Annotated in this window: 12 protein-coding genes; 9 read left to right on the forward strand and 3 right to left on the reverse strand. The window is 32.7% G+C overall.

The features are described from left to right. The first annotated feature begins 97 nt into the window (after positions 1-97). Positions 98-478: a PH domain-containing protein gene (locus BUC29_RS11455; RefSeq protein WP_073416310.1), complete on the forward strand. Its 381-nt coding sequence runs from the start codon at positions 98-100 to the stop codon at positions 476-478. Positions 479-539: 61 nt separating this feature from the next. On the opposite strand, the gene BUC29_RS11460 is transcribed toward BUC29_RS11455, so the two are convergent. Further along, a complete protein-coding gene (locus BUC29_RS11460) occupies positions 540-1400 on the reverse strand; it encodes a M48 family metalloprotease (RefSeq protein ID WP_073416311.1) in 861 nt (286 codons plus the stop codon). Between the two features lie 195 nt (positions 1401-1595). Then, positions 1596-2459 (reverse strand): M48 family metalloprotease, encoded by an 864-nt coding sequence (locus tag BUC29_RS11465; protein ID WP_073416312.1) that lies wholly within the window; start codon positions 2457-2459, stop codon positions 1596-1598. A 296-nt stretch (positions 2460-2755) separates the two neighbouring features. Between BUC29_RS11465 and lipA the strand changes: the two genes are divergently transcribed. The 3 genes from lipA (at position 2756) to BUC29_RS11480 (ending at position 6921) form a co-directional block, all read left to right on the forward strand. Then, on the forward strand, positions 2756-3622 hold the full coding sequence (gene lipA / locus BUC29_RS11470; RefSeq protein WP_057124173.1) for a lipoyl synthase: 867 nt from the start codon (positions 2756-2758) through the stop codon (positions 3620-3622). A gap of 102 nt (positions 3623-3724) precedes the next feature. After that, positions 3725-4723: a type I glyceraldehyde-3-phosphate dehydrogenase gene (gene gap, locus BUC29_RS11475; RefSeq protein ID WP_073416313.1), complete on the forward strand. Its 999-nt coding sequence runs from the start codon at positions 3725-3727 to the stop codon at positions 4721-4723. A gap of 26 nt (positions 4724-4749) precedes the next feature. Next, a complete protein-coding gene (locus tag BUC29_RS11480) occupies positions 4750-6921 on the forward strand; it encodes a tetratricopeptide repeat-containing hybrid sensor histidine kinase/response regulator (protein ID WP_073416314.1) in 2172 nt (723 codons plus the stop codon). Between the two features lie 27 nt (positions 6922-6948). On the opposite strand, the gene lpxK is transcribed toward BUC29_RS11480, so the two are convergent. After that, positions 6949-7971, reverse strand: a complete 1023-nt coding sequence (gene lpxK / locus BUC29_RS11485) for a tetraacyldisaccharide 4'-kinase (protein WP_073416315.1) — start codon at positions 7969-7971, stop codon at positions 6949-6951. A gap of 104 nt (positions 7972-8075) precedes the next feature. On the opposite strand from lpxK, the gene BUC29_RS11490 reads away from it, so the two are divergent. From BUC29_RS11490 to rluF, 5 genes are all read left to right on the forward strand, one after another. Beyond that, positions 8076-9170, forward strand: coding sequence for a Nif3-like dinuclear metal center hexameric protein (locus BUC29_RS11490; protein WP_073416316.1), 1095 nt, complete (start codon positions 8076-8078; stop codon positions 9168-9170). A gap of 3 nt (positions 9171-9173) precedes the next feature. Continuing rightward, on the forward strand, positions 9174-9953 hold the full coding sequence (locus tag BUC29_RS11495) for a zinc ribbon domain-containing protein (RefSeq protein ID WP_073416317.1): 780 nt from the start codon (positions 9174-9176) through the stop codon (positions 9951-9953). 189 nt (positions 9954-10142) lie between these two features. Beyond that, entirely contained in the window at positions 10143-11003 is an 861-nt protein-coding gene (locus BUC29_RS11500) for an alpha/beta fold hydrolase (protein ID WP_073416318.1), read from the forward strand. A 67-nt stretch (positions 11004-11070) separates the two neighbouring features. Further along, positions 11071-11415 (forward strand): antibiotic biosynthesis monooxygenase family protein, encoded by a 345-nt coding sequence (locus BUC29_RS11505; protein ID WP_073416319.1) that lies wholly within the window; start codon positions 11071-11073, stop codon positions 11413-11415. Between the two features lie 85 nt (positions 11416-11500). Further along, positions 11501-12322 carry a 23S rRNA pseudouridine(2604) synthase RluF gene (gene rluF, locus BUC29_RS11510; RefSeq protein ID WP_073416320.1) on the forward strand — a complete coding sequence of 274 codons (822 nt, stop codon included), beginning with the start codon at positions 11501-11503 and terminating at the stop codon, positions 12320-12322. The last annotated feature ends 5 nt before the right edge of the window (positions 12323-12327 follow it).

Genomic DNA, 12327 nt, shown 5'->3' on the forward strand with positions numbered 1-12327 from the left:
CATTAAATTTCTTAATAATTCGAGAACCTCTTCTATTTTCAATTTTATTACTTTTACAATTCTAAAAGCAAAGCATTTAATCTTAAAATCAAATAAAATGGGAATATTTTCAGCTCTTATGGGCAATGCAGGAACTGTAAGCCAGGAAGACTTAATTAAAAAATACGGTCAGCTTTTGACTGATAACGAAGAAATTGAAATGGGTTTTAAACTAATCCGTGACACTTTTATCTTTACGAACAAAAGATTAATTCTTGTTGACGTTCAGGGATTAACCGGAAGCAAAACCGAATATAAATCTATTGCGTACAAAAGTATTACTCGCTTTAGTGTAGAAACTGCAGGTACTTTTGATCTTGATGCCGAACTGAAAATCTGGGTTTCTAGTGAATTAAATCCAAGCATTGTAAAACAATTCAACAAATCTGTAAATGTGTATGATGTACAAAAAGTTTTAGCACATCATGTTTTAGGTTAATTATGAGATAAAAAAACGGCAGATTAAATCTGCCGTTTTTAGTTATATACCAAAGAAAAAACTATTTTTTCTTTGTTGTTTTTTTCTTTGTTGTTGCAGCTTTTTTTACCGGAACTGTATTATCAATTTTTTGCTGAACATATGGTTTATACAATCCGTCTTTTTCAGCTCTAGCTTTTGCATCATCAGCTCTTTTCTTAGAATCCGGATGAGAACTCATCATTTGATCAATAAATGAAGCTTCAGATCCTTCGCTCATTTTTGCCAAAATTCTAAAAGCAGATTCTTCAGCATTTACATTGTAACCGTTTTTCTTTAAGAAGTTATACGAATACAAATCTGCTTCTGTTTCTTGCTTGCGGCTGTGTTTACTATCAATTAAAGCACTTCCGATTTTTCCTAACTGACTGTCAGTAACTGCAGAAATTTTAGCCGATTGAGAAGAAGCTCCATCAATTAATGCTTCTTTTTGATATGCCGCACGCATTGCATCTCTTGAATCGTTATTTGCAACGTGACCAATTTCATGACCAATAACAGCAAGCAATTCATTGTCATCCATAATATCCATTAATCCTGAATATACACGAACACTTCCATCAGCAGTTGCAAACGCATTTACTTCTTTTAATTTATAAACTTTATAATTTAAAGTAAAACCGTCACCTGCTGTGTGTTTTCCAAAAACTCTGTTCAATCTCAAAGTATAACCGTCGTTTGGTCCTGCTACCTGATTTGTAGAATCTAATTTTCTAACCGCTTCTTTAGATAATGCGGCTGCATCTGCATTTGTCAGAGTAAAAGCTGTTACACCTTTTTGAACTGCTCCTATCGCTTTTTCACCAAAATTAATCTGTGCATTCATTTTTGTAAAACCAAATGCTGCAAATAGAATCCCTGCTATTATAAATCTCTTTTTCATCTTTTAAAAATTACAATTTAACAACAAATGTAAATAACAAAATGCTATTTCATTTAACACTAAGTTTATTTTTTTAACAAATAAAGATATGAATTTTAGATGAGCTGCAGCGTGATATTTTTAAGTATTGATTATCATAAAAATAAAAAAAGCCGGTAACTTTTAAAAATTACCGGCTTAAATTTTATTTAAAGATTACTTCTTTTTAGTCGTTTTCTTTTTTACTGGTGTTTTAGGAGTGGCTTTTGCTGGCGCTGTATTATCAATTTTCTGTTGTACATACTCTTTGTACAAACCATCTTTTGTTGCCCTCTTTTTAGCATCATCCGCTCTTTTTCCTGAATCAGGATGCGAACTCATCATTTTGGTAATAAAAGATGACTCTGCTCCTTCGCTTAAATTTTGTAAAATTCTAAAAGCAGATTCTACAGCGTTAACATCGTAACCATTTTTTTTCATGAAATCATATGAAAACGAATCAGCTTCAGATTCTTGTTTACGACTGTGTTTACTGTCAATCATTGCACTTCCTATTTTACCCAATTGAGATCCTGTAAGAGTTTCAATTTTTCCTGATTGAGACGAAGCTGCATCAAGTAAAGCTTCTTTTTTATAAGCTGCTTTAATAGCATCTCTGGTATCATGATTCACTACGTGTCCAATTTCATGTCCAATAACGGCTAATAACTGATTATCATCCATAATATCCATTAAACCAGCAAATACGCGAACACTTCCGTCTGCGCAGGCAAAAGCATTAATATCTTTTACTAAATACACTTTATAATTTAAGGCAACTCCATCTGTAGAAGCGTGTTTACCAAATAAACGATTTAATCGAATAGAATAACCATCTGTTGGACCTGCTACAGGATTATTGGCATCCATTTCAGCGATAGATTCTTTAGCCAGAGCTGCTGCATCTGCATCACTAAAAGTAAATCCCGATACACCTTTCCCTAAAGCACCCATCGCTTTATTTGAAAGTATTTGTGCATTCATTTTCGCAAAACCAAAAACTGCAAATAGTATCCCTAATACAATAAATTTTTTCTTCATGTTTTTTTGATATTAATTAACAACAAAAATACTACATAATTAATTTTACACAGCCCGAAGAAGTCAAATTCACAATAGATTAAGACAACATATGAAATTTTAAAAAAGTCAGCAAAACCTCAAAATATTAAACAAAACAAGAATAGATAAAACTCAAAACATCTTTTAATACAATTAATTAAGATTTATTCTTCACAATTCTAAATTATATTGCAAGATTTGAAACGCAAAGGAAAAGCAAATTAGCATCTCAAAATAAACAACATTCCGTATCTTTGTATTCAGATTTATGATATATGGAAACAGTCATTGAAAACATACCACCTGCAAAACCTAAATGGTTGAAGGTTAAATTACCTATCGGACAAAAATATACTGAACTACGTGGTTTGGTTGACAAATACAGCTTAAATACTATCTGCACCTCTGGAAGCTGCCCAAATATGGGAGAATGCTGGGGCGAAGGAACGGCAACATTTATGATTCTTGGAAACGTTTGTACACGTTCATGTGGTTTTTGCGGCGTTAAAACCGGAAGACCTGAAACTGTAGACTGGGATGAACCTGAAAAAGTAGCACGTTCTATAAAAATCATGAATATTAAACACGCTGTAATTACAAGTGTTGACAGAGATGATTTGAAAGACGGCGGGTCTATTATATGGATGGAAACTGTAAAAGCAATCAGAAGAATGAATCCGGAAACCACTCTTGAAACTTTGATTCCTGATTTTCAGGGAATTGAAAGAAACATTGACAGAATTGTGGAGGCAAACCCAGAAGTAGTTTCGCATAATATGGAAACCGTTCGTCGTTTAACACGCGAAGTTCGTATTCAGGCAAAATACGATCGCAGTCTTGAAGTTTTACGTTACTTAAAAGAAAAAGGCATTAACAGAACCAAATCCGGAATTATGCTTGGCCTTGGAGAAACAGAAGAAGAAGTTTACCAGACAATGAGAGATTTACGTAATGCAAATGTTGATGTTGTAACCATTGGCCAATATTTACAGCCAAGCAAAAAACATTTACCTGTAAAAGAATTTATTACGCCTGAATTATTTGCTAAATACGAAAAATTTGGTCTTGAATTAGGTTTCCGTCATGTAGAAAGCGGACCGCTTGTTCGTTCTTCATACAAGGCACAAAAACATATTTTATAATTTTCAGGTTAATCGTTTAACTGGTTAATCGTTTAATCGCAAGACGTTTAACGGTTTAAAACAAGTAAACGATTTCAACAATTAAACGAATAAACCAAATAATTGAAAACAAGAATTGCCATTAATGGTTTTGGAAGAATTGGTAGAAATTTATTCCGCCTTCTTATAAACCATCCTGAAATTGAAGTCGTTGCAATTAATGATATTGCAGATAACAAAACCATGTCGCATTTAATAAAATACGACAGTATTCACGGAGTTCTGCCTTTTTCTGTAAGCCATGACGAAAAAGGAATTATAGTAAACGAAAAACATTATTTATTCTTTCACGAAAAAAACATTTCAAATCTTGACTGGAAAAGTCAATCTGTTGATTTTGTAATTGAATCAACAGGAAAATACAAAACTCACGAAGAATTAAATGCACATATTGAAGCGGGAGCAAAAAAAGTAATACTTTCCGCACCATCAGAAGTTGATACTATTAAAACGGTAGTTCTTGGAGTTAATGAGAATATTTTAGACGGAACAGAAAATATTGTTTCAAATGCAAGCTGTACGACAAACAATGCCGCTCCTATGATAAAAATTATCGAAGAATTATGCGGAATTGAGCAGGCTTACATTACAACAATACATTCTTATACAACAGACCAAAGTCTTCACGACCAGCCGCATAAGGATTTACGCAGGGCACGAGGTGCAAGTCAGTCGATTGTTCCAACAACTACAGGTGCAGCTAAGGCATTAACAAAAATTTTTCCTAAATTGCATGAAAAAATCGGAGGCTGCGGCATTCGTGTTCCAGTTCCGGATGGTTCATTGACAGACATCACGTTCAATGTTAAGCGTGCTGTAACTATAGAAGAAATTAACATTGCATTTCAAAAAGCCTCAAAAACAAATTTAAAAGGAATACTAGACTATACAGAAGATCCTATCGTTTCTGTTGATATAATTGGCAATACACATTCGTGTTTGTTCGACGCACAACTAACCTCGGTTATCGACAAAATGGTAAAAGTTGTGGGCTGGTACGATAATGAAATTGGCTATTCATCAAGATTAATAGATTTGATTTTACTGCTCAGAAAAACATAAGATTCATTGTAAATGCGCTGTCATACATGAAGTACTATTTTTTATTTGTAGTTTGTTTTTTTAATTCATTTTTGTATTCTCAAATCAAACGGAATACAGACAGCATTTCCTATTACAACAAACTGGCAAATAAAAAACTTAATAGTAAAGAATACGGAAAAGCCGTTTTTTATACTCAAAAATCAATAGATTTTTGCGAAACGAATAACATTCCCGAAAATTTAGCCAATCAAACTTTTAAGCTTGGAAAAATTTATTATAATCAGCAAAAATACGATGAAGCATTAAAAAACTTCCATAAAAGTGTTGCTTCGTTTGACAGCATAAAACCGTCTTGTACTAAAGTTTTAGCTTTAAATTACATAGGCGCCGTAAATACTGTAAAAGGCGATTACCAAACTGCAAATATTTATTACGCTAAAGCACAACAACTTTTAAAAGAACTTGGTATTGTTGATAGTTCTGAAATTTTAGATTATCAAAGAGCAATTGCTTTTAAAAACAATAAAAATTTAAGCTCTGCAGCCAAAACTTTTCATAAAATAACCAAAAAACCTGACAGCCCTTCAATCTTAAGAACAAAGAGCGATTCTTATTACCAGCTCGGATTAATAGAATCTCAGCTTAAACGAAACGATTCGGCCATCGTTTATTTTGAAAAAGCTTTGGATTATACGGATAAAACAAATGATCTTTCGCAAAAATCAAAAATTACTTTAGCAATAAGTCAATATTACAAACAAAACCGGAATTTTGATTTGGCTTATTCCTATCTGGACGAACATTATCAGCTGGAAAATTATATTTTAAAATTAAAAAATGCCAAAATTGATTTTAACGAATTTCAAAAATTCAAAAAAAACCAATCTTTAAACAATACTCTTAAACGCGAAAGCGAAGAAAAAATTCAGCTTAAAACCTATCGTTATTCTAAATTAGTAAGTATTTTGGCAATCGCGCTGATTTCTATATTGTCACTTTTGAGTTTGGCCTTATACAAAAACAACATCATTAGAAACCAGAACAATTTACTTTTAAGAGAAAAAAATAAAGAACTTATCCTGGCAAAAAATAAAGCCGAAAAAGCATCAAAAGCAAGATCTGAATTTCTTTCAACTGTAAGTCACGAACTTCGAACTCCGCTTAACGCAATTAACGGAATCACACATTTACTTCTTGAAGATAATCCTAAAAAAGCACAGCTGAAATATTTAGAATCGTTAAAATTCTCCGGAAATTATTTAACAACATTTATAAACGAAATTCTGGAGATTAATAAAATTGATTCCACAAAGGTTGAAATCGAGAATATAAGTTTCAATTTAAAAGAATTGCTTTTTAACATTCAGAGTTCCTTAAAAGAATTAGCTACGGCCAATAAAAACTATTTTAACCTTGAAATTGACGATGCGATTCCTGATAATTTAATTGGAGATCCTACCAAATTATCTCAAATTATATTAAACTTAATAAACAACGCTTTAAAGTTTACCCAAAACGGACATGTTAACGTAATTGCAAAATTATTTGCTCAGGAAGATGAAAATGCAACTGTTTATTTTGAAATAGTCGATACCGGAATTGGTATTCCCGAAGATAAATTGCAAACTGTTTTTGAAAGCTTTTCTCAAGGCTCTATCGAAGTAAACCGAAAATATGGCGGAACTGGTCTTGGACTTGCTATTGTAAAAAAATTAATTGAACTTTTGGGAGGCGAAATCAAACTAAAAAGTGAAGTTGGAAAAGGGTCAACTTTTACTTTCAAATTAAATTTTAAAATTAACAACGAACCTTTGGAGGTAATTACTGAAGAAAAACCATACAACGATAAACAACTGGAACATAAATCAATTTTATTGATCGAAGACAATAAAATCAATCAGATGATTACACGCAAAATGCTTGAAAACAAAGCAATTTGCTGTGAAATTATCGATAACGGAGAAGAAGCTGTTGAACTTTTAAAAGTAAAACGTTTCGATATGATTTTAATGGATGTTCATTTGCCAGGAATTAACGGAACGACTGCAACACAGCAAATTAGAGATTTTGACAAAAAAACTCCAATTATTGCGCTGACAGCTATTTCGCTTGACGAAAACCGAGATATGCTTTTATCTTTTGGAATGAACGATGTAATTACAAAACCCTTTGTTCCAGACGAATTTTACAGTACTATTGCTAAGTTTTTTGATTGATTTTTTAGACTCTAAGTAACTGCAATTCTAATGCTCTAAGTTTTCTTTTACATACTCTAAAATCGAAATATCAAAATTTTGCTGATGATTTATAAATGTGCTTTTTATTGGCAGATAATATAACTGAGAAATCAGCTTCGAATCTTTTAAACGCACATAATCTTTCTCTGTTGAAATAATTTTTCTGCCATTTGCTTTATTCTGAATTGAATCTAAATCAGCATCCGAAAAATGATGATGATCCGGAAAAGTCAGACATTCATCATTTTGATTTTTTAAATGATCGAAAAAAGGTTTTGGTTTTGCAATTCCGGCCAAAAGTAGTTTTGACTCTAATTTAATTTCGTTAACGGCTATTTTCTCTTCTTTTCCATAAATTACTGTATCATAATCTATAAAAGTAAAAAAGATTTGCTGTGAACAATTTAGCTTTAATTTCAGTCGAATTTCGGCTTGTTTTTCTTCAGACAGATTTTTTGGGCATTTTGTAACTACTACAATATTTGCCCTATTTGCCCCGTTTCTGCTTTCTCTTAAATTTCCTGTTGGAAGCATAAAATCGTCAGCATACAAATCATCAAAAGAAGTCAGCAAAATATAAAAACCCGCCTTTACTTTTCGATGTTGATAAGCGTCATCTAATAAAATTACCTGTGGTTTTTCTTTTTGGGAAAGTAACCGTGTAATTCCGTTGGTACGATTTGCATCAACTGCAACCTGCACATTTGTAAATTTTTGATAAAACTGAAAAGGTTCGTCTCCTAAAATTTCAGCATTAGAATTTTCATCAGCCAAAACAAAACCTTCAGATTTTCTTTTGTAACCGCGGCTTAAAGTCGCGATTTTATATTTATTAGACAATAAACGAATTAAATATTCAATTTGCGGTGTTTTACCCGTTCCGCCAACACTTAGATTTCCAACAGCAATAACCGGAACATTAAATGAAGTTGATTTTAGAATTCCCTTATCAAAAAGAAAATTACGAACGCTTGCAATCAATCCGTATAGAATGGCAAAAGGGAAAAGTATTTTTCGAAGTAAGTTCATTTTACGAAAGTATAATTTTTTTCGTTAATTTGTTTTAAAGTTTTAAGTAACACAAGAACCTGACCCGAGGCTTTAGCCGAACAGACGAAGTAAACAAAAATTACATGAAAATCAAAGACATTATAACCGTACTCGAAGAAATGGCGCCTCTCGCCTATGCAGAAGATTTTGATAATGTTGGACTTTTAGTTGGAAATCCGGAAACAGAAAGCACAGGAATTTTAGTCTGCCACGACGCTCTCGAAAATGTTATTGACGAAGCAACAACAAAAAACTGCAATCTTGTAGTTTGTTTTCACCCGATTTTGTTCTCGGGAATCAAAAAGATTACAGGCAAAAATTATGTTGAGCGTGCTATTTTAAAAGCTATAAAAAATGATATTGCCATTTATGCCGTTCATACAGCATTAGATAATCATTCGCAAGGCGTGAATAAAATTTTCAGTAATGCATTAGGTTTAATAAATACCAAAATTCTGGTTCCGAAACAGCAGTTTATCCAAAAATTAGTGACTTACACCGTTCCTGATAATGCTGAAAAAGTTCGTAATGCGATGTTTGAAGCCGGAGCCGGAACAATTGGAAATTATGACAACTGTAGTTTTAATTCTGAAGGATTTTTTACTTTTAGAGGAAATGAAAAAAGCAATCCGACAATTGGAGAAAAGGGAAAACTTCATACCGGAACTGAAATAAAAATTGAAGTTATTTTTGAAAAACACCTTCAATCCCGAGTTTTAAAAGCCCTTTTGGCGAATCATATTTATGAAGAAGTGGCTTATGAAATTTATGATTTACAAAACTCACATCAAAACATCGGTTTGGGAATGATTGGCGAACTGGAAAATGAAATGGACGAAAAAGAGTTTCTTTTATATGTACAAGATATTATGATTGCCCGTGGTATTCGCCATTCTGCTTTTTTAGGAAAAAAAATAAAAAAAGTGGCTGTTTTAGGAGGTTCAGGAAGTTTTGCCATTAAAAACGCAATAAGCGCTGGAGCCGATGCTTTTTTAACAGCCGATTTAAAATATCATCAGTTTTACGAAGCAGAAAACAAGTTACTTTTGGCCGATATTGGTCATTTTGAGAGTGAACGCTATACAAAAAACTATATTGTTGATTATCTTCGAAAAAAAATTCTTAATTTTGCGATCATTTTATCGGAAGAAAATACAAATCCAGTTAAGTACTTATAGAATATGACGAATACGAAAGAATTAAGTGTTGAGGACAAGTTAAGAGCAATATATGATTTACAGCTTATTGACTCTAGAATTGACGAAATCAGAAACGTTAGAGGAGAACTTCCTTTAGAGGTTGAAGATTTAGAAGATGAAGTTGCAGGTTTGAGCACTCGTTCAGAAAAACTGAAAGGTGAACTTGAAGTGATTGAGGAGCAAATCAAAGCAAAAAAAATTGCTATTGAGGAGCATAAAGAGGTTATCAAGAAATACACTAAACAACAAGAAACAGTTCGTAACAACAGAGAATTTAATTCTTTGACAAAAGAAGTTGAATTTCAGGAATTAGAAATTCAATTAGCTGAAAAGCAAATCAAAGAAATGAAAGCTTCTATTGAGCATAAAAAAGAAGTTATTTCTAACTTAAAAGAAAAACTTGATGCTAAAAGCTCTCATTTAAAACATAAAAAATCTGAATTGGATGCAATTATGGCTGAAACTCAAAAAGAAGAAATCTTCTTAACTGAGAAATCTGCTGAATATGCTGCACAAATCGAAGACAGATTATTAGCTGCTTACAACAGAATCAGAAGCAGTGTTCGTAACGGTTTAGCTGTAGTTTCTATCGAAAGAGGAGCTTCTGCAGGATCTTTCTTTACAATTCCACCACAAACTCAGGTTGAAATCGCTTCAAGAAAGAAAATCATTACTGATGAACATTCTGGAAGAATTTTAGTTGACACGCAATTAGCAGAAGAAGAAAAAGAAAAAATGGAACAATTGTTCTCAAAATTCTAAATATCAAGTCCCGATTAAATCGGGACTTTTTTTTTGCGTTTAATTTTGCCACAGATTAAAAAGATTATAAGGATTATTATTTCGGAGTTGAATGAATTAATCTGCGTTAATCTTTTTAATCTGTGGCAAAATATTTTTAAGCAAGTTTAAAATCATATTTTTACCTTTACAAGAATAAAAATTTAAGTTTTGAAAATTAAAAAAGGAATACGCTTTATCACATTAAAATCGGTTGGCTCATATATAAACTTTCTTAGTTACGTTCGTCCGCAAAAAGCGATGGAACTTTCTTATGCACTTTTTAGCCAGCCCCGAATTGGCCGATTAAAAAAAGAAGATCTTCCAAAAGTATTACGAAATACAGAAACTGAAACTTTTCACCATAACGAACATCATTTTCAAACTTATATCTGGAAAGGAAACGAAACTAAAATCCTGCTGGTTCACGGCTGGGAAAGCAATGCTGCGCGCTGGAAAAAAACTTTACCTCATCTTCAAAAATCCGGAAGCACTATTATTGCTATTGATGCTCCTGCCCACGGACAAAGCAGCGGAAAGGAATTTAATGTTCCGCTTTATGCCGAATTTATAAATAAAGCTGTCGAAAAATATCAGCCCGAAATTATTATTGGGCATTCTATTGGCGGTGCAGCCTGTGTTTATCATCAATATTTATTTCCAAATACGAGTATAAACAAGATGGTAATTCTTGGCGCTCCTTCAGACTTAAAAACTTTGATCGACAATTACATTTCAATGTTGAGCCTGAACACCAAAATGCTGCCTCTTTTAGAAAGTAAATTTATAAATCGTTTCAATTTTAAACTCGAAGATTTTTCAGGACAAAAATTTGCGTCAGAATTTACAATTCCCGGTTTTATTGCTCACGATACTTCTGATAAAATAGTTGCTTTTGAAGAAGGAAAAAAATTAGCCAGCAATTGGAAAAACAGTCAATTTATCGAAACCAGTGGTTTAGGTCACGGAATGCACGATGACGAATTGTATGATAAAGTGATTGAGTTTCTTTTTTCTGAAGGTTCAAAGTAACAGAGGTTCAAAGTTACTGAGCCGCTAAGGTTCTGAGTTTTTTTTTCAATCTAAAATCTACAATTAAATGATAGCAGTAATTTTTGAAGTTATACCCAACGAAGGAAAAAAAGATGAATATCTGGATATTGCGGCGAGTCTGCGTCCTGAATTGAATAATATTGATGGTTTTATTTCTATAGAAAGATTTCAAAGTCTTAATGATCCCGGAAAAATTTTGTCTTTATCTTTTTGGAGAGACGAAGAAAGCATTCAGCAATGGCGAAATCTCGAAATGCACCGTCATGCACAGACAAAGGGCCGAAATGAGATTTTTAAAGATTATCATTTACGAATTGCTTCTGTAGTTCGCGACTACGGAATGTTTAAAAGAAAAGAAACTCCGGACGATAGTTCGATTTTTCATTCTTAAGCGGCTAAGATTCTAAGAGACTAAGATTCTAAGAATCTAAAATTTTAATAATCTAAAAAGTCTAAATTTTAGCTACTTTTGCAGTATGGAAGAAAATCTTAAACGTCTTAATAAATTTATTTCAGAAACGGGCTATTGTTCTCGTCGCGAAGCTGATAAATTAATTGAAGAAGGACGCGTAACAATAAACGGTATTGTGCCGGAAATGGGAACCAAAGTTTCGCCGGATGATGAAGTACGCGTAGACGGAAAATTAATCGTAGAAAAACACGAAAAAATGATTTATCTGGCTTTCAATAAACCTGTTGGAATTGAATGTACGACAAATCTTGAAGTAAAAAATAATATTGTTGATTATATCAATTACCCAAAACGCATTTTCCCGATCGGAAGGCTGGATAAAGCGAGTGAAGGTTTGATTTTTATGACGAATGACGGCGATATTGTAAACAAAATTTTACGTGCCAGAAATAATCACGAAAAAGAATATACCGTTACGGTAAATAAACCCATCACAGAACGTTTTATACAAAGAATGGGAAATGGCGTTCCGATTTTGGATACGGTTACTAAAAAATGTAAAGTTGAACAAATCAGCAAATACACCTTCAAAATTATTTTAACGCAGGGATTAAACCGTCAGATTCGAAGAATGTCTGAATATCTGGGTTATGAAGTTACTGCTCTTAAACGTATTAGAATTATAAATATTTCTTTGGATGTTCCTGTCGGTCGTTATCGTGATTTAACAGATGCCGAAATCAAAGAATTAAATAAATTAATTGAACCTTCAAGCAAAACTGAAGAAGCTAGTCTGCCTAAAGCTGAAAGCACACCTCCAAATCGAAGAAGGACGTTTATTTCTAAAAATGATCCTCGATTTAGAAAAAGAGGAGATAATAAATAGGAAAA

The organism is Flavobacterium defluvii (assembly GCF_900129555.1).
GTDB classification, from domain to species: Bacteria; Bacteroidota; Bacteroidia; order Flavobacteriales; family Flavobacteriaceae; genus Flavobacterium; species Flavobacterium defluvii.

What these genes read in the sequence shown, in the direction of transcription:
- BUC29_RS11455 (WP_073416310.1), top strand. Translation starts at nt 98, where the DNA reads ATGGGAATATTTTCAGCTCTTATGGGCAATGCAGGAACTGTAAGCCAG.
- BUC29_RS11460 (WP_073416311.1), bottom strand. Translation starts at nt 1,400, where the DNA reads ATGAAAAAGAGATTTATAATAGCAGGGATTCTATTTGCAGCATTTGGT.
- BUC29_RS11465 (WP_073416312.1), bottom strand. Translation starts at nt 2,459, where the DNA reads ATGAAGAAAAAATTTATTGTATTAGGGATACTATTTGCAGTTTTTGGT.
- lipA (WP_057124173.1), top strand. Translation starts at nt 2,756, where the DNA reads ATGGAAACAGTCATTGAAAACATACCACCTGCAAAACCTAAATGGTTG.
- BUC29_RS11480 (WP_073416314.1), top strand. Translation starts at nt 4,750, where the DNA reads ATGAAGTACTATTTTTTATTTGTAGTTTGTTTTTTTAATTCATTTTTG.
- lpxK (WP_073416315.1), bottom strand. Translation starts at nt 7,971, where the DNA reads ATGAACTTACTTCGAAAAATACTTTTCCCTTTTGCCATTCTATACGGA.
- BUC29_RS11490 (WP_073416316.1), top strand. Translation starts at nt 8,076, where the DNA reads ATGAAAATCAAAGACATTATAACCGTACTCGAAGAAATGGCGCCTCTC.
- BUC29_RS11495 (WP_073416317.1), top strand. Translation starts at nt 9,174, where the DNA reads ATGACGAATACGAAAGAATTAAGTGTTGAGGACAAGTTAAGAGCAATA.
- BUC29_RS11505 (WP_073416319.1), top strand. Translation starts at nt 11,071, where the DNA reads ATGATAGCAGTAATTTTTGAAGTTATACCCAACGAAGGAAAAAAAGAT.
- rluF (WP_073416320.1), top strand. Translation starts at nt 11,501, where the DNA reads ATGGAAGAAAATCTTAAACGTCTTAATAAATTTATTTCAGAAACGGGC.